The organism is Luteimonas sp. 3794 (assembly GCF_031456825.1).
Lineage (GTDB): Bacteria > Pseudomonadota > Gammaproteobacteria > Xanthomonadales > Xanthomonadaceae > Luteimonas.
Genome location: NZ_JAVDVJ010000004.1, coordinates 20261 through 44030, shown reverse-complemented (window position 1 = coordinate 44030; position 23770 = coordinate 20261). Strand labels below are relative to the sequence as shown.

The 23770-nt window shown below is 69.0% G+C and carries 16 protein-coding genes; 12 read left to right on the top strand and 4 right to left on the bottom strand.

Going from position 1 to position 23770, the window contains the following annotated elements; translation table 11 throughout:
* Positions 1–805 precede the first annotated feature (805 nt).
* From J2X52_RS08115 to J2X52_RS08070, 10 genes are all read left to right on the top strand, one after another.
* A complete protein-coding gene (locus J2X52_RS08115) occupies positions 806–2512 on the top strand; it encodes a cisplatin damage response ATP-dependent DNA ligase (protein WP_310151334.1) in 1707 nt (568 codons plus the stop codon).
* Positions 2513–2630: 118 nt separating this feature from the next.
* Complete coding sequence (locus J2X52_RS08110) at positions 2631–5084, top strand: ligase-associated DNA damage response DEXH box helicase (RefSeq protein ID WP_310151332.1); 2454 nt, start codon at positions 2631–2633, stop codon at positions 5082–5084.
* Positions 5077–5757, top strand: a complete 681-nt coding sequence (gene pdeM, locus J2X52_RS08105) for a ligase-associated DNA damage response endonuclease PdeM (RefSeq protein ID WP_310151329.1) — start codon at positions 5077–5079, stop codon at positions 5755–5757. Before J2X52_RS08110 ends, pdeM begins: the two co-directional genes overlap by 8 nt.
* A gap of 49 nt (positions 5758–5806) precedes the next feature.
* Positions 5807–7630 carry a DUF294 nucleotidyltransferase-like domain-containing protein gene (locus J2X52_RS08100; RefSeq protein WP_310151326.1) on the top strand — a complete coding sequence of 608 codons (1824 nt, stop codon included), beginning with the start codon at positions 5807–5809 and terminating at the stop codon, positions 7628–7630.
* 6 nt (positions 7631–7636) lie between these two features.
* Complete coding sequence (locus J2X52_RS08095) at positions 7637–8242, top strand: exonuclease domain-containing protein (protein ID WP_310151323.1); 606 nt, start codon at positions 7637–7639, stop codon at positions 8240–8242.
* A gap of 129 nt (positions 8243–8371) precedes the next feature.
* Positions 8372–8998 carry an OB-fold-containig protein gene (locus J2X52_RS08090; RefSeq protein WP_310151321.1) on the top strand — a complete coding sequence of 209 codons (627 nt, stop codon included), beginning with the start codon at positions 8372–8374 and terminating at the stop codon, positions 8996–8998.
* A 43-nt stretch (positions 8999–9041) separates the two neighbouring features.
* Positions 9042–11045, top strand: a complete 2004-nt coding sequence (locus J2X52_RS08085; RefSeq protein WP_310151318.1) for a hypothetical protein — start codon at positions 9042–9044, stop codon at positions 11043–11045.
* An 81-nt stretch (positions 11046–11126) separates the two neighbouring features.
* Positions 11127–16460: a DNA repair ATPase gene (locus tag J2X52_RS08080; RefSeq protein WP_310151316.1), complete on the top strand. Its 5334-nt coding sequence runs from the start codon at positions 11127–11129 to the stop codon at positions 16458–16460.
* Positions 16460–17206: a hypothetical protein gene (locus J2X52_RS08075; protein ID WP_310151313.1), complete on the top strand. Its 747-nt coding sequence runs from the start codon at positions 16460–16462 to the stop codon at positions 17204–17206. The genes J2X52_RS08080 and J2X52_RS08075 overlap by 1 nt, the downstream gene beginning before the upstream one ends.
* A complete protein-coding gene (locus J2X52_RS08070) occupies positions 17203–18306 on the top strand; it encodes a toxic anion resistance protein (RefSeq protein WP_310151309.1) in 1104 nt (367 codons plus the stop codon). Before J2X52_RS08075 ends, J2X52_RS08070 begins: the two co-directional genes overlap by 4 nt.
* A gap of 480 nt (positions 18307–18786) precedes the next feature.
* Here J2X52_RS08070 and hemE read toward each other — a convergent pair whose 3' ends face one another.
* Positions 18787–19860 carry a uroporphyrinogen decarboxylase gene (gene hemE, locus J2X52_RS08065; RefSeq protein ID WP_310151307.1) on the bottom strand — a complete coding sequence of 358 codons (1074 nt, stop codon included), beginning with the start codon at positions 19858–19860 and terminating at the stop codon, positions 18787–18789.
* 37 nt (positions 19861–19897) lie between these two features.
* On the bottom strand, positions 19898–20152 hold the full coding sequence (locus tag J2X52_RS08060) for a WGR domain-containing protein (RefSeq protein ID WP_310151304.1): 255 nt from the start codon (positions 20150–20152) through the stop codon (positions 19898–19900).
* Positions 20153–20230: 78 nt separating this feature from the next.
* Here J2X52_RS08060 and J2X52_RS08055 point away from each other — a divergent pair, with 78 nt between their 5' ends.
* Positions 20231–20929 carry a hypothetical protein gene (locus J2X52_RS08055; RefSeq protein ID WP_310151855.1) on the top strand — a complete coding sequence of 233 codons (699 nt, stop codon included), beginning with the start codon at positions 20231–20233 and terminating at the stop codon, positions 20927–20929.
* Between the two features lie 3 nt (positions 20930–20932).
* Here J2X52_RS08055 and aroB read toward each other — a convergent pair whose 3' ends face one another.
* Both aroB and J2X52_RS08045 read right to left on the bottom strand, forming a co-directional pair.
* On the bottom strand, positions 20933–22024 hold the full coding sequence (aroB, locus tag J2X52_RS08050) for a 3-dehydroquinate synthase (RefSeq protein WP_310151302.1): 1092 nt from the start codon (positions 22022–22024) through the stop codon (positions 20933–20935).
* A 52-nt stretch (positions 22025–22076) separates the two neighbouring features.
* Entirely contained in the window at positions 22077–22670 is a 594-nt protein-coding gene (locus J2X52_RS08045; RefSeq protein WP_310151299.1) for a shikimate kinase, read from the bottom strand.
* Positions 22671–23044: 374 nt separating this feature from the next.
* On the opposite strand from J2X52_RS08045, the gene J2X52_RS08040 reads away from it, so the two are divergent.
* Positions 23045–23545: a transcriptional repressor gene (locus tag J2X52_RS08040; protein ID WP_310151296.1), complete on the top strand. Its 501-nt coding sequence runs from the start codon at positions 23045–23047 to the stop codon at positions 23543–23545.
* Positions 23546–23770 lie beyond the last annotated feature (225 nt).

Here is a 23770-nt window from a genome sequence, read left to right as displayed (position 1 = left end):
TTTCAAATCGAGCCGTAGAGCGAGCCGAGCGTCGCAGGGCGACGGGGTCGAAGAGCAGCCCATGTCTGAGCGCAGCGAGTTTGGGCTGCGTGCCCCGTCGTCTGAGAAGCGCAGGGAACCGCCGCGGTTGCATCGCGGCGGCTCGCGTCCGGCGAAGGGGGTTTTTGGTTCCTTTTTGGCCCGTCAAAAAGGGACTCGCGCGCGAAGCGTGCGAAAGCCGTGCACCTGATGTGGTTTTTGTTTATGCGTCTCTCTTCGCGGGTTCAACGGATCGTCTGCGTGCTGTACACAAGCGCTTAAATCAAGAACAGGGCTTCCGCGCTGTCGCGCGGCTTACTTTTGTCGTGGCAAAAGTAAGCAAAACCGTCTTCGCCGGACGCGATCCGGCACGGCTACGCCGCACCGGTTCCCTGTGCTTCTCGGTCCACGAGGCACGCAGCCCAAACTCGCTGCGCTCAGACATGGGCTGCTCTCCGGCCTCGCGGCCCTGCGATGCTCGGCTCGCTTTACGGCTCGATAGATCGAAAGCGAGAGCAACCGCAACCGCAACTGCAAAAACAACAGCAAGAGCAAGAGCAAGAGCTAGAACTAGAGCAACCGCAAGAGCAGCCGCAGAAGCGACGTCCATGGCCCGTCATTCCCGCGAAAGCGGGGCGCTTCTTAGCCACCGAATGGCGGGTCATCCAGCGACTTCGGGCGTCACGACGTCAACGTCCATCGAGTCCCGCCTTCGCGGGAATGACGGATCGAGAGACTCGCGTCGCAGCCCAACAGGGCTTGGCAGTTCGACAGGGCAGACACGCGCATGAAGCGCTTCGCTCAGCTCTACCGCGAGCTCGATCAGAGCACCGCCACCCTCGACAAGCGCGCTGCGCTGATCCGCTATTTCCGCGAGGCGCCGCCGCGCGATGCGGCCTGGGCGCTGTACCTGCTGTCCGGCGGAAAAGTCGCCAGCGCCCGCAAGAAAATCGCCAATACCCGCGAACTGCGCGAGTGGATCGCGGTCGAGTCGGGCACGCCCGACTGGCTGGTCGACGGCAGCTACGATCAGGTCGGCGATCTGGGCGAGACGCTGGCCTTGCTGCTCGACGATCCCGTCGAGGCGTCGCCCGATATCGCTTTGGCAGACTGGATCGAGACGCGCCTGCTGCCGATCGCCAACCAGGATGTCGAATTGCGGCGCGCGGTGATCGTCAATGCCTGGCGCACGCTGCGCTTCGACGAGCGGCTGCTGTTCAACAAGCTGCTGACCGGCGCGCTGCGCGTCGGTGTGTCGCAGCGGCTCGTGCAGCAGGCGCTCGCCGAACTGACCGGCATCGATATCGCTAGGCTTGCGCAGCGGATGCTCGGCAGCTGGGCGCCGACGCCCGAGTTCCTGCGCGATCTGTTGACGGCCGAGGAACTGCCCGGCGATCGCCAGCAGCCGTATCCATTCTTTCTCGCCTCGCCGCTGGAATCGGCGCTGCGTGCCGAGGCGGGACTGCCGGAAGCCGCGCCAGCCGAAGACGATGCACCACTGATCGCGCCGGATATCATCGCGCTCGCCAACGATCCCCAAGCGGTCGAGCGCGCGCTCGGGCCGATCGACGACTGGTTGCTGGAATGGAAGTGGGACGGCATCCGCCTGCAGCTGCTGCGCCGCGACGGTGAAGTGGCGCTGTGGTCGCGGGGCGAGGAGCGGCTCGACGGGCGCTTTCCCGAGATCGAAGCGGCTGCACTGTCGCTGCCCGACGGCGTGGTCCTCGACGGCGAACTGCTCGCGTGGCGCGCCGACGACGATGCGCCGCTGCCGTTCACTGCGCTGCAGACGCGTATCCAGCGCCTCAAACCCGGCCCCAAGACCCTCGCCGACACGCCAGTGCGCCTGCAGGTCTACGATCTGCTCGAACGCGATGGCGACGACTGGCGCGCGCGGCCGCAGCACGAACGGCGTGCGGCGCTCGAGGCCCTGATCGCTGCGCATGGCGATCCGCGCATCGTGGTCTCGCCGCGTGTCGAGGTTGCGGGCTGGGCGGCGGCCGCGACAGTGCGCGAGGAGGCGCGCGATCGCGGCGTCGAAGGTCTGATGCTCAAGCGCGCCGACGCGCCGTACCAGACCGGCCGGCGACGCGGCGATTGGTGGAAGTGGAAAATCGATCCGCTGACCATCGACGCGGTGCTGCTCTACGCGCAGGCGGGCCACGGGCGACGCAGCACGCTCTACACCGACTACACCTTCGGCCTGTGGGACGGCGACACCCTGGTGCCGGTTGCCAAAGCGTACTCGGGTCTCGACGACAGCGAGATCCTCGCGCTCGACAAGTGGATCCGCAGCCACACGCTGGAACGCTTCGGACCGGTGCGTTCGGTGAAGGCGCATCACGTGTTCGAGCTGGGCTTCGAAGCCGTCAACGTGTCGAAGCGACACAAGTCAGGCATCGCGGTGCGTTTTCCGCGGATCCTGCGCTGGCGCCAGGACAAGCCGATGGCCGAGGCCGACCGGCTTGAAACGCTGAAGGCGCTGGCGCGGTGAACTTCAAATGTAGGAGCGCGCTTGCGCGCGAACGGGCATTGCCGGGCAAGCTCGATCGCGCGCAAGCGCGCTCCTACAGGGCGGGGCGTTGAAGCGCCTGCGCGGCCCCGATGCGCCGATGCGTGCGTGGTTCGAGGCGCAGGGCTGGACCGCCGCGCCGTTCCAGCGCGAGGTCTGGAAGCGCTACCTCGCCGGCGAGTCCGGCCTGCTGCAGACGCCGACCGGTAGTGGCAAGACCCTGGCTGCGATCGGCGGCCCGCTGCTTGAAGCACTCGCCTCCGCGCCAAGCCCGAGCGCACCATCAACGCCGGGCAAGCGACCGACCACGCGTCCGCCCGGCAGCCTCAAGGTGCTGTGGATCACGCCGCTGCGTGCGCTCGCCGTCGATACGACCCGCGCGCTGCGTGCGCCGATCGCAGCGCTGGGTCTGGACTGGATCGTCGCGATGCGCACCGGCGATGCCACTGCGCGCGACCGGCGGCTCGCGCGCAGTGGGCAGGCCGACGTGCTGGTCACCACGCCCGAGTCGCTGTCGCTGCTGCAGTCCTATGCCGACACCGCCCCGCAGCTGTCGCAGTTGCAGTGCGTGGTCGTCGACGAATGGCACGAACTGCTCGGCAACAAGCGCGGCGTGCTGCTGCAGCTCGCGCTCGCGCGTCTGCGCCGTCTGAATCCGGCGTTGCGGATCTGGGGCGTGTCGGCGACGCTCGGCAATCTGGACGAGGCGCGCGATGCACTGTTGCCGCATCTGCCCGATGCCCCGCTGGTCGCCGGCGTTGCGCCGAAGCGCTTCACGCTCGACACCCTGCTGCCGGGCGAAGACGAACGCTTCCCGTGGGGCGGTCATCTGGGCCTGGCGCAATTGCCGCGCGTACTCGAACGACTGATGGCCGAGCGCACGAGCCTGCTGTTCTGCAACACCCGCTCGCAGGCCGAGCTGTGGCATCGCGCCTTGAATGCGGTGTGGCCGGAAGCGCCGGAAACCCTGGCGCTGCACCACGGTTCGCTGGATCCGAAACTGCGCGCTGCGGCCGAAGAAGGCCTGCGCGCCGGCAGTATCCGCTGCGTGGTCGCGACCTCCAGTCTCGATCTTGGCGTGGATTTTCCCGCCGTCGACCAGGTGCTGCAGATCGGCAGCCCGAAAGGGGTCTCACGCCTGCTGCAGCGTGCCGGTCGCGCGCGGCATCGTCCCGGCGAGGCGGGGCACGTGGTCTGCGTGCCCACGCATGCGCTCGAACTCGTGGAATACGCCGCCGCGCGCGCCGCGGTCGCGGCCGGCACCATCGAATCGCGGTCGCCACCGGTGCTCAGCCTCGATGTGCTGGCCCAGCACTGCGTGACGCTGGCGCTGGGCGGCGGCTTCGAGGCCGATGCATTGCGGGACGAAGTGCGCGATACACATGCCTTCCGCGCGCTCGACGAGACGGCCTGGCGGGCGGTGCTCGACTTCATCGTGCAGGGTGGCGCCGCGCTCGCGCACTATCCGGACTTCCGCCGCGTCATGCGCGGCGATGATGGGATCTATCGCGTCGAGGACCGGCGCCTCGCACTGCGTCATCGCCTGTCGATCGGCACCATCGCCAGCGACGGCTCGGTGCGGGTGAAGCTGATGCGCGGCGGCGGTCTGGGCTCGGTGGAAGAGAGTTTCATCGGCCGGTTGCGGCCACGCGACAGGTTCCAGTTCGCCGGGCGCACGCTTGAACTCGTACGGCTGGAGGACATGACCGCCTATGTGCGCGTGGCGAAGTCGGGCAGCGGCACGGTGCCGAAATGGTCGGGCGGGCGCATGGCGCTGTCGGGCACGCTGGCGCACGAAGTGGAGCGACTGTTCGAGGCGCCACGCGACGTGCCGGAGCTGCAGTCGATCGGGCGCCTGCTCGATCTTCAGCAGCGCCTCTCGGCCTTGCCCGCACCCGGCCGCCTGCTGGTGGAATGGATCCATGTGCGCGGTGGGTGGCACCTGTTTCTGTATCCCTTCGCCGGCCGCCAGGTCCACGAAGGTCTCGCCGCGTTGTGGTCGCTGCGCTGGGGGCGACTGCATCCCAACAGTTTTTCGTTCGCGGCCAACGACTACGGACTGGTGCTGTCACCTGCGCAGGATGTCGAGCTCGATGTCGACGACATTGCCGCGTTGCTGACGCCCGATTCACTGCTCGAGGATCTGCGCGAAAGCCTCAACCTTGCCGAGCTCGCGCGGCGCCAGTTCCGCGACATCGCGCGCGTTTCCGGTCTGCTGCCACCCTCGCTGCCCGGGCGCGCGCCGCGTTCGATGCGTCAGCTGCAGGCGTCCAGCGGGCTGCTGTTCGACGTGCTGCGCCGCCACGACCCCGACCACATGCTGCTGGCGCTGGCCGAGCGTGAGGTGTTCGCCGCGCAGCTGGAAGTGGTACGCCTGCGCGAGACGCTGGAGGATTGCAGCGGGCGCACCCTGTCCCTGCATGCATTGAAGACATTCACGCCGATGTCGTTTCCGCTATGGGCCGAGTCGCTGCGCGGCCAGCTCAGCACCGAGGACTGGCGCACGCGCGTGCAGCGCGCCGCCGCGCAGCTGGAGAAGCGCAACCGTGGTTGAGACGTCGGTCCCGGGCAGCCTCGTCATCGAGGTGGCGGGCGAATCGCTGGTGCTGCTTCCCGGGCGCGCGCTGTGGTGGCCGCGCAGGTCGCTGCTCGCGATCGCGGATCTGCATCTGGGCAAGGGCGATCATTTCCGTCGCGCCGGTATCGCGCTGCCCAGCGGCGGGACTGCGCATGACCTGCAGCAACTCGATGGCCTGCTGGCCTCGACCCGTGCCGCCCGCCTGCTGGTGCTCGGCGATCTGCTGCATGCAGCGGTGACCGATGCGCCCTGGCGTGACGCCTGGATCGACTGGCGCAGCGGTCGCGCCGCGCTGTCGGTGGAACTCGTCAGCGGCAATCACGACCGCGCGCTGCGCGCTCGCGCCGGGCTGGCAGGAGAGCTGGGCATCCATGTCCACGGCGCGGCGCTGGCATTCGCACCCTTCCTGTTCGTGCACGACCCGGCCGACATCAGCGACGCGGCCGCGGGCTACCGGCTCGGTGGCCACCTGCACCCGGTGGTCCGGCTGCCCGGCGTGCCCCGATTGCCGGCGTTCCGCTTCGATGCCACGTCGGGCGTGCTGCCGGCGTTCACCGCCTTCGCCGGTGGCTGGCGCGTCGATCCCGAGCCCGGCACGCGGCTGTTCGCATGTGCGCCGGACGTCGTGGTGGACTTGTCGTCGGCTTGAGTGATCGCGGCGGGCGCGGGCAGGGCGTCGATCGGTCCACAATGCCCGCATGGATACCGTGCCCGGCCTCGATCTCGACCACCCGCCCTTCGACCTGCTCGATGCACCCGGTCGCGCGCGTCTGCAGGCCAGCGTGGACATCGGCTTCCATCCTGCCGACACCACGCTCATCGAGGCCGGTCAGGCGTCGCCGCATGTCTACGTGATCCTCAAGGGCCTCGTGCATGCGTACGCACGTGATGTCGACGGTGTCGAGCAACGCTTCGCCGACTACGGCCCGGGCGACGTGTTCGGGGCCTGGGCGGTGCTGGCCGGTCGCGCGCGGCTGCGTTACCGCACGGCCGGCGAGTGCCTGTGTTTCCTGATCCCGGCCGAGGTGTTCCGCGCGCTGATCGCCGGCAATTCGCGGTTCGCGGCGTATTTCAACGAGGGGCTGGCGACCAAGGGTCAGCTGTCGGTATCCGGCGATGCCAGGCGCGAGTCCGCCGAGCTGATGCTCACCCGTGTCGACGAGGCACAGCTGGCGCCGGCGGTCCATGTGACCGGGACGACGTCGATCGCCGACGCCGCTGCGCAACTGCGCGATGCCGGGGTGGACTGCCTGCTGGTCGACACGTCGGGCATGCCCGAGCCCGGCATCGTGACCCGCACCGATCTGCTCGACGCCATCGCCCTGCAGCGGTTGCCGCTGGACGCCCCGGTGGGGCCGCTGGCGAACCGGCCGCTGGTCTGCGTGGACGCGCACGATGTGCTGTTCCAGGCGCTGATCGGCATGACCGAGCGTCGCATCGAGCGCGTCGTGGTGCGGACCGGCGACGGCGGCATCGCCGGCACGCTGGGCATCGCCGAGGTGCTGTCGCATTTCGCCAGCCACTCGCACCTGATCAGCCTGCGTCTGGCCCGGGCGCGCAGCCTGGACGAGATCACCGCCGCCGCCAGTGGCATGACCGGCTTGGTGCGCAGCCTGGCCGCGCACGGTGCCCGCATGCCGTATCTGATGGGCCTGGTCAGCGCGCTCAACGAACGGGTCATGGCGCAGGTGTTCGAGCACGTCGTGCCGGCGGAATATCGCAATCGTGTCTGCCTGCTGGTCATGGGCAGCGAAGGCCGCCGGGAGCAGTTGCTCAAGACCGACCAGGACAATGCGCTGGTGCTCGCCGACGATCTCGACTGGCCGGAACTCGACGCCGCGATGGACCGCTTCAGTGCCGCGCTCGCGACGATCGGCTACCCACCTTGCCCCGGCCGAGTGATGGTCGACAACCCGCACTGGCGCATGACCGCGCGCCAGTGGCAGGCGCGCGTCGCGCACTGGCGCAGTCATTACGGGGGCGAGGCTGCGCTCGATCTGTCGATCGCCCTCGATGCACGACCGATCGCCGGCAACGCCGCCTTGTTCGCCCCGGTCAAGACCGCGCTGATGACACTGGGACAGGATGAGATCCTGATGCACCACTTGGCTGCCGGCGCGCTGGGGTTCGGTGCACCGCTGACGTTCTTCGGGCGGATGCGCAGCGATGCGCAGGGCATCGATCTCAAGAAGGGCGGCATCTTCCCGGTCGTGCACGGCCTGCGCTGTCTGGCGTTGCGCCATGGCGTCGCCGCCACCGCCAGCATCGAGCGCTGCGAAGCGCTGGCGGCGCTGGGCGCCTTGCCCGGGGATCTGCAGCGCGATCTGCCGCAGGCCCTCAACGTGTTCCAGCGGATGCGACTGGATGCGCAACTCGCGGCGCTGGCCGACGGCCGCGTGGCCGACAACCACGTCGATACCGCAGGCCTGCGACGCCTCGACCGCGAACTGCTGCGGGATGCGCTGCACGTGGTCAAGGCGTTCCGCGAGCACGTGCGGCGCGTGTTCCACGTGCCGGGCTGAGCGCGCATGACGCCGCTGCAGCGGTGGTGGTTGCGGCGCCGGCACGGCGAGGGCGCCTGGGGCGGCCTGTTGCAGCGCCCGCCCGCCAATGAGTGGGTCAGTCTGGATCTGGAGACGACCGGACTCGATCCACGCCGCGACCACATCCTGAGCCTCGCCGCAGTGCCGGTGCGCAACGGCCGCGTGGTGTTGTCGGAACGCTTCGAGCAGCGTGTGCGTCCCGATCGCGGGTTCGACATCGCGTCCATTCGCCACCATCGCATCACGCCGGAGGAAGCCGCCGACGGCGCGTCGGTCACGCCGGTCGTGGCGGCGTTCCTGCAGTGGCTCGGCAGCCGCGCGCTGCTCGGCTACAACCTGCGCTTCGATCTCGCGATGCTGGCCCCGCACGTCCACGGCCTGACCGGTTTCGCGCTGCCCAACCCGCGCGTGGATCTGGCCGATGCCTACGCCACGCGCGCACGCCGCGCGCGTCCGGATGTGCCACCCGATCTCGATTTCGCCCACATCGCCGAAGCACTGGGTGTGCCGGTGCTCGGTCGCCACAGCGCACTCGGCGATGCCACCACGGTGGCCCTGTGCTGGCTCGCATTGCGTGGCGAAGGCGGCTGATCCGACGTGCATCGATGCGCATCGGCGCCGTTGCCGCGTTGGCGCATTGCCATGCGGCGCTGGCATGATAGGACGGATGGATCAGGGAGCGGACGCAGCCACGCGCTGCAACAGGGAGCGGAACGGGGCATGACGGAATTCATGAGTATTGCGCTCGGCTACCCCACGCTCGTCTACAGCATCGTGCTGGCCTTCTGCACGGTCTACTGGCTGCTTGCGGCCACCGGCCTCGTGGATCTGGATCTCGACGGCCTCGATGCCGTCGAACTCGGCGACACCTCGGGCCTGGCCGGCATGCTCGGTCGCATCGGCCTGGACCGGCTGCCGCTGATGCTGGTCGTCACCCTGGTCGCCTTCATCGCCTGGTTCCTGACTTATTTCACGCAGCTGTTCGTGCTCGGACAGTTCGCCGGCTGGCTGCGCTGGCTGGTCGGCAGCGTTGTCGCGTTGGTCGCGTTCGTCGCGGCCGTGTTCGTCGCCTCGGCCGTGCTGCGCCCGCTGCGCCGCTGGCTGCTGTCGCGGCGCACGCCGGCGCAGCAGTCGCTGCTCGGGCAGGTCGCGGTGGTGCGCACGGCGCAGGTGTCGGAGCGTGCCGGCATGGCCGATGTCGACGATGGCGGCGCCGGCCTGATCCTGCAGGTGCGCGCCGACGCTGGCGTCGAGCTGCATCGTGGTGACCGCGTCGTGCTGGTGGCGTTCGATGCCGCCGCGCACGCCTGGCGCGTGCTGCCTGAAACCCAGTACCGAACCCTTTGATTCCACGGCCCGCGCCCGCGGGTCCTATGTGCAAGGAGCTGCAATGAGCGTTGCCACGATCGCCCCCTTCCTGATCGGCCTGGGGGTGCTGCTGGTCGCCCTGCTGGGCATCGCCGGCCTGTTCAAGGCCTTCTACAAGAAGGTCGACCAGGGCACCGCGCTGATCGTCAATGACATGAGCGCGCAGCCCAAGGTGCATTTCACCGGCGCGCTGATCGTGCCGGTGCTCTACCGCGCCGAGCTGATGAAGATCAGCCTGATCACGCTGCAGATCGACCGCCGCGGCAAGGAGGGCCTGATCTGCCGCGACAATATGCGCGCCGACATCGCGGTCGCGTTCTACCTGCGCGTCAACGAAACCCAGGCCGACGTGCTGCGCGTGGCGAAGTCGCTCGGCGCCGATCGCGCGTCCGACAAGCACGCCGTCGACGAACTGTTCAACGCCAAGTTCTCCGAAGCGCTGAAGACGGTCGGCAAGAAGTTCGAGTTCACCGACCTGTTCGAGAAGCGCCAGGAATTCCGCGAGGAGATCATCGCGGTCATCGGCAACGACCTCAACGGCTACGTGCTCGAGGACGTCGCGATCGACTACCTGGAGCAGACGCCCAAGCACGTGCTCGATCCGCACAACATCCTCGACGCCGAGGGCATCCGCAAGATCACCGAGCTCACCGCGACCCAGAACGTGGTCACCAACGAGCTTGAGCAGAACGAGCGGCTGGCGATCACCAAGAAGAACGTCGAGACGCGCGAGGCGACGCTCGCGCTCGAGCGCCAGCAGGCCGAGGCCGAGGCGCGGCAGAAGCGCGAGATCGAGACCATCCAGGCGCGCGAGACCGCGGAAACGCAGAAGGTGCAGGAAGAGCAGCGCCAGATGTCGGAGAACGCGCGCATCGAGGCGCAGCAGCTGATCGACATCCGCGAGGAGAACCGCCTGCGCGAGGTCGAGGTGGCCACCCAGAACCGCCAGCGCGCCGTCGCCATCGAGGCCGAGCGCGTCGAGCGCGCGCGCAAGCTCGAGCAGGTCACGACCGATCGCGAAGTGCAGCTGCAGGGTGTGGAACGCGACAAGGTGGTCGAGCAGGGCCGCATGGACGTGGCCAACATCACTCGCGAGCGCATCTCGATCGACCGCACCGTCGCGGCCGAGGAAGAACGCATCAAGGAGCTGCGCGAGGTCTCCGAGGCCGATCGCCTGAAGCAGATCACCATCCTCGATGCCGAAGCCAAGGCCCAGGAATCGATGGTGCGCCAGGTCAAGGAAGCCGAGGCGCGCGAAACCGCCGCCCGTCACCGCGCGGTCGAGATCACCACGCTGGCGCAGGCCGAGTTCGACGCGTCCGGCAAGCAGGCCGAGGCCAAGAAGCTGCTGGCCGAGGGCGTGCGGGCCGAGCGCGCCGCGCCGGGCCTGGCCGAGGCGCAGGTCAAGGAAGCCGGTGCGTCGGCGATCGAGAAGGTCGGCATCGCCGAGGCACGTGTCGTCGACGCGATGGCCGATGCCAACCTCAAGCAGGGCTCGGCCGAGGCGAAAGTGCTGGCCGAGCAGCTGGCTGCGCGTGCGCAGGGCGAGGAGCAGATGGGCCGTGCCAAGGCGACGGCGACCGAGTCGCTGGGCCTGGCGGAAGCCAGCGTGATCGAGAAGAAGCTCTTCGCCGAGGCGGAAGGCCTGACGAAGAAGTTCGGCGCGATCGACGCGCTCAGCGACACCGCGCGCGGCCACGAGGAATTCCGCATGACCCTCGACACCAGCCTCAAGCAGGCGCTGGCGGCGTTCGAGGCCGGCAAGGAAGTGTCGAAGGAGAACGCCGAGGTCATCGCCACCGCGCTGCGCAATGCCGACATCGATCTGATCGGCGGCGACGGCGGCATGTTCGAGAACGTCGTCAAGGCGGTCTCGCTGGGCCGCTCGATCGAAGGCCTGACCGAGAAGAGCCCGATCCTGCAGGACCTGCTGCAGCGCTATCTCGGTGTCTCGAGCTCGGCCCTGCCGGCAGCGGCCGGCGGCAGCACGCCGGCGCGACCCGTCGTCGAGGGCGATCCCGCCTGAACCCGCATGCGGCCCAGGTCGCCATCTCGAACGCAGGCGTCGCCGTGACGGCACGCCCGCGCCAGCCCGGATCGTGAGCCGATGACCGAACAACCCCAGGACGCCGCAACGGCGTCCACCGAAGATGCCCATATCGACCAGGCCGTTGCCCGCGGCGGCGCCTACGAGGTGCTGCGCCGGCGCCTGGTGGAACAGGGCGCGCGCCTGCGCGCGCTCGCCGAATCGCTCAACACGCGGCGCCTGGCCGAGTTCGGCGACAGCCGCATGGAGGTGGTCGGGCGCTTCCGCATCCGCACCGAGAACAACTGCGTCGGCCGCGACGTCGTGCAGATTCCCGGCGACCAGGTGTTGTTCGGCTACAACGTCTACATCGGGCTCAAGAGCAAGACCCGGATCGAGGACGTGTTCGGCCTCTATCGCCTGGTCGAGGCCGACGGCGGCTACGACGTGGTGCCGGTGGACCCCGCCGACACGTTCCTGGCGGAGCCGGGATTCGTCCACGATTTCACCGAGCTCTACGCCTACTACAAGCATGCGCGCCTGCTGCAGCTGATCGTCCGCGAAGGCCGCCTGCTGGCAACGTTCCAGATCGGCGAGCGCAGCACCGACGTGCGCGTGTTCCGCTGGTCGATCGCCAACACCGGTGAGTTGAGCTATGTCGACTCCCGCGGTGAGCGCGACATCGCGCTGCCGCCGCCGTTCGATTTCGAATGGACCCGCGCCACCCGCGAACTCGCGGTCGATGGCCGCCATCCGCATTTCAATATCCTAGACACGCTGTTCGTCGACACCACCGGCGGCGATCTCACCGTCAAGGTCGAGAACAACACCGAAACCGGCGCCGGCATCTTTGATGAGCCGGTCGAGGACCGCACCCAGTCGATCGACGATGCCACTTTCGATTTCGCGCGCGTCGGCACGCTGATCCTGCTGAAAGTCCTGCCTTACCGCGAACAGCAGTGGCGTGGACTGATCTACAACACGATCACCGGCAAGATCGTCCGCAACGATGCCATTGTGCAGGCCTGCGTCCAGCTGCCCGAAGACCACGGCATCATCTTCCCCGGCGGCTACTACCTGCAGAACGGCGACCATCGCGCGTTCGACGCGCAGATGGACGGCATGCAGTTCAAGCGCGCCATCCGCTCGCCCAACGGCGAGGACGTGATGTACGTGTTCTACGACCGCGCCGCAGGGCGGTCGGCGCTGTTCGTCTACAACACCATCCAGCGTGCGCTGCAGAACCCGGTCTTCGGCCACGGCTACGCCCTGCTGCACGACGGCCGCATGGTGCTGTTCCATGCCGAGGGCGACGCGCCGACCCGCGTGCATCCGATGCAGGTCTGGCAGACGCCGTTCACCAGCGACGAATTCGCAGCCCATGCCCCGGTGGGCAGCGGGTTCATGGGGCGCATCGGCAATCCGGAACTGGTACGCGGCATCTCGAACCTGCTCGACCTGGCGCGCACGATCGACGGCCGCGACGTGTCGCTGCAGCGCTATCAGCTGCTGGTGCACGACACCCGTCGCATGTTCGACGCCCACCACTGGCTGGACGACGCCGACAGCGAGGGCGCGGGTGCGCTGCTGCACGAGATCGCCGCCACCGGCGAATCGGTGCTCGACGAGTACGAGAAGGTCGAGGGCATCCGCCGCCAGTCCGATGCGGCGATGCGCGAGGCCGAAGCCGCGCATCGCGCGCTGCTGGGGCGGCTGCAACCCGAAGGCTGGAACCGGATCGAGGATTTCGTCGAAGCGCTCAACGAGATCTCCAGCCAGCGCGGACACCTGCTGACCATCCGCGAGCTGCGCTATGTCGATACCGACGCCATCGACGCGATGGGCGAGGCGCTGCAGGCCGCGCAGGACACTGTCGGCGCGGCGACCGGCGCCTTCCTCGCCGGTGAGCGCGCGCTGCAGCCGGTGTCGGAACGGTTGCAGGTACTGGACACCGAAGCGCAGGCCGCGACGACCGCGAAAGCGCTCGCCGCGTCGATCGCCGAGATGCAGGCGCTGTCCGGCGATCTGGACATGCTGTCGGAACTGATGGCGACGCTGAAGGTCGACGATGCGACCGAGCGGACGCGCGTGGTCGATGCGATCTCCGCTCTGTACGCCCGGCTCAACCAGACCCGCGCGCGCGCTGACCAGCGCCGCCGCACGCTCGGCTCCGCCGAAGCAGTGGCGCAGTTCGGGGCCCAGTTCGCATTGTTCAGCCAGGCGATCGCCGGCGCGCTGGCGCTGGCGACCGATCCCGAACGCGCCGACGAGCAGCTGTCGCGGTTGATGGTCCAGCTCGAGGAAATCGAAGGCCAGTTCGGCGAACACGAGCAGTTCCTCGGCGACATCCTCGCCAAGCGCGAGGAATTGCTCGAGACCTTCGAATCGCACAAGCAGTCGCTGCTCGACGCGCGCCAGCGCAAGGCCCAGGCAGTGTTCGACGCCGCCGCGCGCATCCTCGACGGCCTGCCGCGGCGCACCGAGCGCTTCGAGACCGCCGACGAGCTCAATGCCTTCTTCGCCGGCGACGCACTGATCCTCAAGCTGCGCGAACTCGCCACCCGCCTGCGCGACTACCGCGACACGGTGAAGGCCGACGAGGTCGAAGCGCGGCTGAAGGCCGTGCGCGACCAGTCGGTGCGCAGCCTGCGCGACCGCAGCGATCTGTTCGAAGGCGGCGGCCAAGTGATCCGGCTCGGGCCGCGGCATCGTTTCAGCGTGAACACGCAGCCGCTGGACCTGACGATCCTGCCGCGCGGCGATGGCCTGTCGATCCATCTGACCGGCACAGATTTCTACGCGCCGATCGACGATCCCGAACTCGAAGCGCTGCGCCCCTACTGGCAGGTGACGCTGGATTCCGAATCACCGGACATTGCCCGCGCCGAATACCTCGCCGGGCTCGTGTTGCAGGCCGCGGTCGAAGGCCTCGAGGGCCTCGACCTCGAGCGGCTGCAGCGTGAACTGTCGGAACCCGACGTGCTGGAGCGCAGCGTCCGCGCGTTCGCCGCACCGCGCTACCGCGAAGGCTACGAGAAGGGCATCCACGACCATGACGCGGCGCTGATCCTGCGCGCGCTGCTGCCGCTGCACGCCAAGGCCGGTCCGCTGGCGAAGCCGCCTGCCGCGCGGGCGCTCGCGATGGCGTTCTGGGCCTTCGGCCGCGAGGGCACCGCCGCCGGGCAGTGGCCCGAGCGCAGCGCCGGGGCGCGCGCGATCCGCCAGCTGTTCGCGTCCGATGCCGGCGTGGATGCGCTGCGCTCGGAGATTGCCGATGCGGTATCGGCCTTCGTCGAAGCGCAGACCCTGCCGTTCGATGCCGCGCTCGCGCCGGTCGCAGCCGATTACCTGTTCGAGGAAATGCGCGAGGGTGCGCCGACGTTCGGCATCAGCCACTACGCACGCGATCTGCGTGAAGCGCTGCGCAAGGCACTGGACGGCGCGGGCCTGACCGCGGATGTCGAGCGCGCACTGGGCGATGCGGACGCCCCGCTGGTGCGGCGCTGGTCGCTGGCGGCGCAGTGGCTCGGCGCGCTCGGCGGCAGTGAGACGCATGCCGCGCTGGCCGGTTACGTGCCCGAGGCGATCGTGCTGCTGCTCGCCGCCGACGCGCTGCCGCACGCGGTGCGCGAAGTCACGCTGATCACCGATGTCGACGGCCTGCTCGGCGAGCACCCGCGCGTGCACGAGGGGCGCCTGCGCCTGTCGCTCGACGGCTTCCTGCAGCGCTTCGACGACCATCGCCTGCATTTCGTGCCGGCCTTCCACCGTTACCAGGCGGTGCGCCAGCGCATTGCCGCGCGCGAACGCGAGGCGCTGCGGCTGTCTGAGTTCAAGGCCCAGCCGTTGACCTCGTTCGTGCGCAACAAGCTGATCAACGAGGTCTACCTGCCGTTGATCGGCGACAACCTCGCCAAGCAGATGGGCACCGTCGGCGAGAGCAAGCGCAGCGACCTGATGGGCCTGCTGATGCTGATCAGCCCGCCGGGCTACGGCAAGACGACGCTGATGGAATACGTCGCCAGTCGCCTGGGCCTGGTCTTCATGAAGATCAACGGCCCGGCGCTCGGCCACGAAGTGCGCTCGATCGATCCGGCGCAGGCACCCGATGCGACCTCGCGCCAGGAACTGGAGAAGCTCAACCTCGCGCTGGAGATGGGCAGCAACACGATGCTGTATGTCGACGACATCCAGCACACGCACCCGGAATTCCTGCAGAAGTTCATCTCGCTGTGCGACGGCACGCGCCGCATCGAGGGCGTCTGGAAAGGCCGCACCCGGACCTACGACATGCGCGGCAAGAAGTTCTGCGTGGTCATGGCCGGCAATCCGTACACCGAGTCCGGCGAGGTGTTCAAGATTCCGGACATGCTTGCCAACCGCGCCGACATCTACAACCTCGGCGACGTGCTCGGCGGCATGGAGGATGCGTTCAAGCTCAGCTACATCGAGAACAGCCTGACCTCCAACCCGGTGCTCGCGCCACTGGCGACGCGCGACATGGCCGATCTCTATCTGCTGGCCGAACGCGCCGCCGGCAAGGAGGTCTCGACCAACGATCTCTCGCACGCCTACAGCGGCGCCGAGGTCAACGAACTCACCGCGACCTTGCAGCGACTGTTGCAGGTCAGCGAGATCGTCTACCGCGTCAACCAGCAGTACATCGCCAGCGCCGCGCAGGCCGATCGTTACCGCACCGAGCCGGCGTTCCGCCTGCAGGGCAGCTACCGCAACATGAACAAGCTGGCCGAGAAGATCTCGCCGGTGATGAATGCCGCTGAGCTCGAACAGTTGCTCGACGACCACTACATGGGCGAGTCGCAACTGCTGACCACCGGCGCCGAAGAGAACCTGCTCAAGCTGGCCGAGCTGCGCGGCACACTCGACGAGACGGCAGCCGCGCGCTGGACGCAGATCAAACGCGACTTCATGCGCGACAAGGCGATGGGCGGCGAAGACGCCGACACCGGCGCGCGCGTGGTCGCGCAGCTGGCCGACATCGCCGCCGGCCTGCAGGTCATGGGGCAAGGCAGCGACACACCGGCGAGCGCTGCGCCCTGGGACCAGCTGCTGGCCGCGCTGCACGCCCTGCGCCCGCCGACTGCACCGTCGCCTGTCGAGGCGGCGCCCGTGGCCGGGCCCGACGACACGGCGAAGGCGGTCGCAGGCGAACTGCAGACGGTGTTGCGCGAAACCGCAGGACCGCTGCTCGCGCAGCTGGGCCAGTCGGTCGCGGGACAGGCTGCACTCAATGCCGCGCTCGCGGAACTGGCGCAGTGGCTGCGCACGCGCGGCACGACGCTCGACAGCAGCACGCCCGCCCGCCGACGCGAACGCACGCCGGCCGAACGTCGCCTCGATGCCGCGCTCGATCGTCTCGGTGCCGCCGAACCCCGCCCGGGAACGCCGGACTGATGTCGCCCGGCGACGACGCCATCGACACCGTGCCCGCCGATGCCACCGGCATCGCGGCCTATGGGGATGCGATCGTCGCCGAGCTGGCGGCCGTCGATGTCGCGGACACGCTCGACGCCGCGCCGGCTGCCGCGCTCGTCGCGCGGCTACGCGATCTGCACAGCGCGATGCGCGCGGTCCTGCCGGCGCGTGCGCGGCCGCGTGCCGGCCTGTTTGCGCGCCTGACCGGTCGCGATGTCGTCGATCAGCACGAGGCCGAGACACTCGGCGCACGCATGGGCGTGCTGCTGATCGAGGCCGACCGCGCCGCTGCCGCGCTGCGCGCCGACATCGCCGCCCATCGCGCACGTCTCGCTGCATCGACGCCTGCGCTCCACCGTCTCGACCAGGCCGCTGCCGCGCTGCGCGAGACGATCGCCGACGACGATGCCCACCACGATCTGCGGCTGCGCCGCGCCCAGCACCTCGACACGGTGCGCGCCACGCACGCGCTGTCGGCGCGGCAACTGCAGCTGATCGCCGAGCAGCACGAGGCCGTGCTCGCGCATTACCGCAACGTCCGCGACGTGCTGCTGCCGCTGTGGCGGCAACGCGCCGCCGGCGAGCAGGCCGCGCAGGGCGCCGCGCACGCCGTGACCGCTGCCGACATCGAGGCCGATGTCGCCCATGAACTCGACGCCATGACCGCTACACTCGCCCGACGCGCGCCTGATCGCGCCGACAGGCCCAAGGAGACCGACACATGACCCAGGACACCGCCTATCCCACGCACGTGCCGTCGGCGACGCCGGTGACCGACGATGCCGCGTTGCAGTCGCTGGGCCTGGTGCCCGCCGACCGCGCCGACATCGAGGTCGTCGGCCGCAGTCTGGAGGACATCACCCCCGGCAACCTGCACGTGTTCGGCCGCGACGCCGCGAGCAAGACCGCCGCGTTCTCCAGCCAGCTGCTCGACCAGGTGCGCAACAGTGATCTCGACGCGACCGGCGAGAAGCTGGGCGAAGTCGTGCGGATCGCGCGTTCGCTCGATCTGGGCAGCTTCGCCGGCCGCTCCAAGGTGCCGCTGCTCGGACGCCTGATCGACAAGATGCGCGCCGGTCGCGACGAGCTGGTGCAGACCTTCAGCAACACCAACCAGCAGATCGAACGGCTGATGGGCGATGTCGGCCGCCAGCAGGATCTGCTGACCCGGCGGATCACCGATTTCGACCGCATGCACGATGTGGTGCTCGAGGAGCGTCGCGCGCTGGGTGTGCATGTGGTCGCCGGTCGCGAGCGGCTGGCCCGTCTCGCCGCCGAACAGGCGACGCTCGCCGGCGCGGAAGACCCGCAGTCGCGCACCCGCCGCGCCGACATCGAGAACGCCGTTCGCCTGCTCGACAAGCGTGTCGGCGATCTGCTGGTGATGCAGCACGCCGCCGACCAGTCGCTGCCGATGATCCGGCTGATCCAGGCCAATGCGATCCAGCTGGTGGAAAAGTTCAACACCGTCCGCAACATCACGATTCCGTCGTGGAAGCGGCAGTTCGCGATCCAGCTGTCGCTGGGCGAGCAGAAGAATGCGGTGGAACTGTCGAACGCGATCGACGACGCGACCAACGAACTGATGCGCAGCAATGCCGACCTGCTGCGTCAGACCTCGGTCGAGACCGCGAAGGCCAACCAGCGCGCCGTCATCGACATCGGCACGCTGCGCCATGTGCACGAACAGCTGATCCAGACCGTCGAGGAAGTCCGCAGCATCCATCGCGACGGCATGCAGCAGCGCCGTGAGGCCGAAGGCGAACTCGCGCGCCTGCGCGACGACGTGCAGAAGCGGCTGGCGGCACCGACGGACGGCGTCTGAAACAGCCGCCGGACTGACGACGCAGACGTTTGTCCCGTATCCCGGGACAAAATCTGCCCACCCGGGTTCGACCCGTGGGCGTCATTCGCGGCATCGGAGGCGGTCGGCCGGGCTGGATATCCGGAACGGATGCCGGTTCCGCGTCGATCGGGCCCGCGGCGGGTGCAACGCCTGCGGGTCCCTACGTCTACGCCACATCCCCTGTAGGAGCGCGCTCGCGCGCGAAGCGCATTCCCGTGAACCCTCGTTCGCGCGCAAGCGCGCTCCTACGGACGCGATGTGGGTCAGCGCGCGCCACGGGGGTGGGGGTCGTCCAACAGGGCACCAACGCGTTCGGCATTCGTGCCCCGCGACACGCTACGGCCGGGTCATACAGGGCGCATCCGGTCACATCCCCTGTAGGAGCGCGCTTGCGCGCGATGAAGCAGTCCCGAGCAAGCCCGTTCGCGCGCGAGCGCGCTCCTACGGAGCCAGTGCGGGTCAGCGTGCGCTGTAGGCGTGCACTTCGTTGACCAGCACGCCCACGTGGTCGGGATTCATGTCCGGCGACATGCCGTGGCCGAGGTTGAAGATATGGCCGTCGCGCGAGCCGCCGTTGCCGTCGCGGTAGCTGTCGAGGGCGTGACGCACCTGCGTGCGGATCGCGTCGGGTGAGCCGTACAGCGTGGTCGGGTCGAGATTGCCCTGCAGCGCGACCCGGCCTTCGGTGCGACGCGCGGCATCGCCCAGTTCGATCAGCCAGTCGACGCCGACACCTTCGGCGCCCGAGCGCGAGAGCTCGTCGAGATACGCGGCATTGCCCTTGCCGAACAGGATCAAGGGCGTGCGATCCGCGCCGTCGCCGCGCGGCAGCTCCTGCGCGATGCGGGTGAGGTACGGCAACGAGAATTCGCGGTACATCGCCGGGCTGAGCACGCCGCCCCAGGTGTCGAACACCTGCAGCGCCTGCGCGCCGGCGGCGCGCTGCGCGGCCAGATACGCGATCACCGCATCGGTGTTGACCGACAGCAGCGCGTGCAATGCCTTCGGATCGTTGAGCGCCATCGCCTTGATGCGGGCGAAATCCTTGCTGCCGCCGCCTTCGACCATGTAGCAGGCCAGCGTCCACGGGCTGCCGGAGAAGCCAATCAGCGGCACCTTGCCGTCCAGCTCGCGGCGGATCACCCGCACCGCGTCCATCACGTAGCGCAGTTCCGTTTCCATGTCCGGCACGCCGAGCTTGGCGATGCTGGCCGCGTCGCGCACCGGGTGGCGGAACTTCGGGCCTTCGCCTTCGACGAAGTACAGCTCCAGGCCCATCGCATCGGGGATGGTCAGGATGTCGGAGAACAGGATCGCGGCATCGAGGTCGAAACGCGCCAGCGGCTGCAGCGTGACTTCGCAGGCGAGATCGGGATTCTTGGCCATCGCCAGAAAGCTGCCGGCGGCCTTGCGCGATGCGCGATACTCCGGCAGATAGCGGCCGGCCTGGCGCATCAGCCAGACGGGCGTGCGGTCGACGGGTTCGCGGCGGAGGGCGCGGAGGAAGCGGTCGTTCTTCAGGACGGCGGACATCGGGACTGGAATTCCTGGTGGGGCGGTGGTCGCGCGCTCAGGCCGGCGCGTCGCTGCCGCGGGCGAACATCAACTGGAAGCCGCGTTTGAGCTGGGCATCGCGTGCGGCTTCGAACGCCTTGAGCGCGCTGGGCTGGTCGAGAAACTGGTCGCGCCGCAACGTGCTGCGGCCGCCGACCTGTCCGGTCTCGCGCAACAGCACCCAGCCACCGAGCAGATCGGGCTGCAGGGTCAGCTGCACGAAGCGCGGAGACTCGTGACCGTCGGGGTGTTGCTGCAGGAAGAGGCGCATGACGCACGATTGTACGGCCCGTCCCGTTGCGGCGGCGCACGTATCATGGCGCTCCCGCTGCCGACGACGGGTTCGACGATGCGCATGCTCGATTTCAGCTCCCTGGGCGCCACGGCCTCGACCCTGCTCGGGCTGGTGCTGTTCACGCTGATCGCGGTCGGCATCCGCCTGGTGTTCATGCAGCGGATGCAACGCCGGCGCGAGCGCGAGAACCGGCAGATCAATGAGCGACTGAAGACGCTCATCGCCGCGTACAAGACCCTGGGCGGTTCGTTTACCGGCGAACTCGACGTCGATCCGCGGCATCTGCGCGATCTGCGCCAGAGCGCACGCGAGGCGGAAACCGGCACGGACCTGCAGGCCGGCACGCCCGAGACCGACTTCGATTCGGATGCCGCGGTGCGGCGGCGTCGGGTCCGGGACGCGGTCGAAGCGGCCTTGTCGGACGTGATCCTGCTCGGCACCGAGGACCAGGTGCGGCTGGCGGCGCAGGCGGCCGGCGACATGGTCGCGCGGCGGCCGGTGCGGGTCTCGGCGCTGGTCGTATCGCTGCGCGCCTTCATCCGCCAGGCGCTGGACCTCGATCCCGTGCCCACGGATCTCGCCGTGCCCGATCAGGGGCCGGTGCGCGGCGACGCCGGCGCCAAGAAGGGCGCGGCGCAGGGCGGACGCGGAGGCGGAGGCGGTGGTGGTGGTGGTGGGGGCGGCGGCATGGCTGGCGGCGGCGCCGGACCAGGCATGGGCCAGCCGGGGCGCGGCACGAGCGAGACGCCCTGAAACTCAGCCGCGCAGTACGTCCAGCACTGCGGATTCGGGCACCCCGGCCAGCACCCGCGCGCGGCCGACGCCGTCCCAGACGATGAAGCGCAGGCCGTCGGCCTGGGCCTTCTTGTCCAGGCGCATGTGCGCCAGCAGGCGGTCGGGATCGAGTCCGCCGGGCAGCTTCACCGGCAGGCCGAGGCGCTGCAGCAGATCGCGCAGACGCGCGGTGTCGGCCGCCGGCGCCAGTCCGAGTACTTCCGACAGCTGCGCCGCCAGCACCATGCCCACCGCGACCGCTTCGCCGTGGTTGAGGCCGCCGTAGCCCTGCTCGGTCTCGATCGCGTGGCCGAAGGTGTGGCCGAAATTGAGCAGGGCGCGCTCGCCGTGCTCGAAGGGATCGCGCGCGACGATCGCCGCCTTGTGCGTGCAGCTGCGCGCGATGGCCTCGCCGAGCGCCGCATCGTCCATCGCCAGCAATGCGTCGGCGTGCGCGTCGAGCCAGTCGAGGAAGGCCGCGTCGCCGAGCGCGCCGTACTTCACCACCTCGGCCAGGCCGGCGCGCAGCTCGCGCTCGGGCAGCGTGCGCAGTACGGCGGTATCGGCGATCACCGCGCGCGGCGGATGGAAGGCGCCGACCAGGTTCTTGCCCTGCGGTAGATCGACTGCGGTCTTGCCGCCGACCGAGGAATCCACCATCGCCAGCAGCGTGGTCGGCAGCTGCACGCAGTCGATGCCGCGCATCCAGCAGGCCGCGGCGAAGCCGGCGAGATCACCGATCACCCCGCCGCCGAGTGCGAACAGCGTCGCGTCGCGGCGCATACGGGCATCGGCGAGCGCCGTCGTGACCTCGGCGAAATGCGCGAGCGTCTTTGCGGCCTCGCCCGGCGGCAGCACATGGCGATGGATCCGCAAGTCCGGCCGCGCAGCCTGCAGCGCGGCAGTCACGCGATCGGCATACAGCGGCGCGACGTGCGCATCGCTGACCAGCATCGCGTCGCGTCCGCGGACGCTGCGCGCCAGCAGTGCGCCGTCGTCGAGCAGATGGGGGCCGATGTGGATGGTGTAGGGCGTGTCGCCGGCGACGGCGACCTCTCGGGCACTGGTGGTCATGCGATCCGGATGCAGGTGGGGAAGTTGGCCGACGCGGTGTCTGCGGTGCGGCTCATGAGGCGTGCGTCGACGCCACGTCGGCAGCGGCGTCGGAAATGGACGTTTCGATGCTGCCCGCCGGTGGCCGCCAGTGCACCTCGACCAGATGACCAAGCTGGGCGGCCGCTTCGTTGCAGGCATGCGGCCCCGTGTCGAAACGCAGATGCGCGGCGTCGGCATACAGCGGCGCACGTTCGAGGGCGAGACGCTGCAGCACTTCCGTGCGGTCATCGCCCGCCAGCAACGGGCGCGTGCGGTCGCGCGCCAGCCGCGCAAGCTGCGCGTCGACATCGGCATGCATGTGCACGACGAAACCGCGCGCCCGCATCAGCGCCCGGTTCCCGGGATCGAGCACCGCGCCGCCGCCGGTCGCGATCAACTGGCCTTCGCCGGCGAGGATGTCGAGCAGCGTCGCCCGCTCGCGCGCGCGGAATCCGGCCTCGCCCTCGCACTCGAAGATCGTCGCGATCCGCGCGCCTGTGCGCAGCTCGATCTCGTGGTCGACATCGACGAAGACCACGCCGAATCGCGCCGCCAGGCGGCGGCCGATCGAGGACTTGCCGGCGCCCATCGGACCGACGAGCACGAGGTTGGGGGCGGGGTGCATGACTGCATGCTAGCAGCGGGGGCGTAGTGCGCCGAACGTTGCAGGCGCAAGTTTTGCTTTGTTTTGATTTGGCCTTCGGCTCTGCGCTGGTGGTCGTGCATTGGAGGCTTGTCTTTATCTCTTTTTGTTCCTGCGAACGGAACGTCCTGCCGAGTGCACGTTCGGAGAGCGCCGCACATCATCTGCGGCGCTTTTCGGGTCTGCGGACGTCAGCGTGTCGTCCTGCAGGAACCAAGAAGCCGAAGCGCCTGGATGAGTTCCCATGCTCGATCTGCGGCCAGAGTCAGACAAAGGCCTGAAGCCGCCACATCGAACCAGCCCGCGCGAAGGCGGCCACGCTTGAGTCAGTGCCCCCTCGCGCCCATCATGGGCGCATGGCCAAGCACGACCACACCTGCACGGATCCCCACCATCACGTCGATGACGCCGCAAGCTTCATCCGCGCGGTGGAGCACGCCTCCAGCGAACGCGGGCTGCGGCTGACACCGATCCGCGCGTACGTGCTCGGCCTGATCGCCAAGGCCGGCAAGCCGCTCAAGGCCTACGATCTGCTTGATCAGGTACGCGAAGGCGATGGGCCAGGCGCGGCGGCGCCGCCGACGGTGTATCGCGCGCTCGATTTCCTGCTGGCCAACGGCTTCATCCACAAGCTCCAGTCGGTGAACGCCTTCGTGGCCTGCCACCACCCGAGCACCGCGCAGCACTCGGTGCCGTTCCTGATCTGCGACCGCTGCCACAGCGCCGTCGAGCTGGAAGACGAGGCGGTCGTCGCCTCGCTCGACGAGCGCGCCCGCGCGCTGGGGTTCGTGCCCCAGGCGCAGACGCTGGAAGTGCACGGCCTCTGCGCGCAGTGCGCGGACACTGCCGCAGCCTGAGCGAGGCGGCTCGCACGGCGGGGCGTCGCCCGCTTAAGGTGTACGGCCTCGCGTTTCGGCAGTTTTCGCTTCGGTTGCGCCTGAGGGCGGTATCGGACAGACGCGAGCACGCAAGTGGCTTGCGGACGATGGAACCCGGCCTGGCAGCGCACAAGCGCGCTTCCCCGCTTTCTGAATCCATGGGCTCTGCAGCGGCCTCGGGTCGATCGGGCGATGCGCGTTCAC

Excerpts from the sequence above, each read along its gene's own strand:
- J2X52_RS08045 (WP_310151299.1), bottom strand. The coding sequence starts at position 22,670 with ATGCACCCCGCCCCCAACCTCGTGCTCGTCGGTCCGATGGGCGCCGGC.
- J2X52_RS08055 (WP_310151855.1), top strand. The coding sequence starts at position 20,231 with ATGCGCATGCTCGATTTCAGCTCCCTGGGCGCCACGGCCTCGACCCTG.
- J2X52_RS08060 (WP_310151304.1), bottom strand. The coding sequence starts at position 20,152 with ATGCGCCTCTTCCTGCAGCAACACCCCGACGGTCACGAGTCTCCGCGC.
- J2X52_RS08090 (WP_310151321.1), top strand. The coding sequence starts at position 8,372 with ATGACGGAATTCATGAGTATTGCGCTCGGCTACCCCACGCTCGTCTAC.
- aroB (WP_310151302.1), bottom strand. The coding sequence starts at position 22,024 with ATGACCACCAGTGCCCGAGAGGTCGCCGTCGCCGGCGACACGCCCTAC.
- J2X52_RS08100 (WP_310151326.1), top strand. The coding sequence starts at position 5,807 with ATGGATACCGTGCCCGGCCTCGATCTCGACCACCCGCCCTTCGACCTG.
- J2X52_RS08080 (WP_310151316.1), top strand. The coding sequence starts at position 11,127 with ATGACCGAACAACCCCAGGACGCCGCAACGGCGTCCACCGAAGATGCC.
- J2X52_RS08115 (WP_310151334.1), top strand. The coding sequence starts at position 806 with ATGAAGCGCTTCGCTCAGCTCTACCGCGAGCTCGATCAGAGCACCGCC.
- J2X52_RS08085 (WP_310151318.1), top strand. The coding sequence starts at position 9,042 with ATGAGCGTTGCCACGATCGCCCCCTTCCTGATCGGCCTGGGGGTGCTG.
- J2X52_RS08070 (WP_310151309.1), top strand. The coding sequence starts at position 17,203 with ATGACCCAGGACACCGCCTATCCCACGCACGTGCCGTCGGCGACGCCG.
- J2X52_RS08040 (WP_310151296.1), top strand. The coding sequence starts at position 23,045 with ATGGCCAAGCACGACCACACCTGCACGGATCCCCACCATCACGTCGAT.
- J2X52_RS08110 (WP_310151332.1), top strand. The coding sequence starts at position 2,631 with ATGCGTGCGTGGTTCGAGGCGCAGGGCTGGACCGCCGCGCCGTTCCAG.
- J2X52_RS08075 (WP_310151313.1), top strand. The coding sequence starts at position 16,460 with ATGTCGCCCGGCGACGACGCCATCGACACCGTGCCCGCCGATGCCACC.
- J2X52_RS08095 (WP_310151323.1), top strand. The coding sequence starts at position 7,637 with ATGACGCCGCTGCAGCGGTGGTGGTTGCGGCGCCGGCACGGCGAGGGC.
- hemE (WP_310151307.1), bottom strand. The coding sequence starts at position 19,860 with ATGTCCGCCGTCCTGAAGAACGACCGCTTCCTCCGCGCCCTCCGCCGC.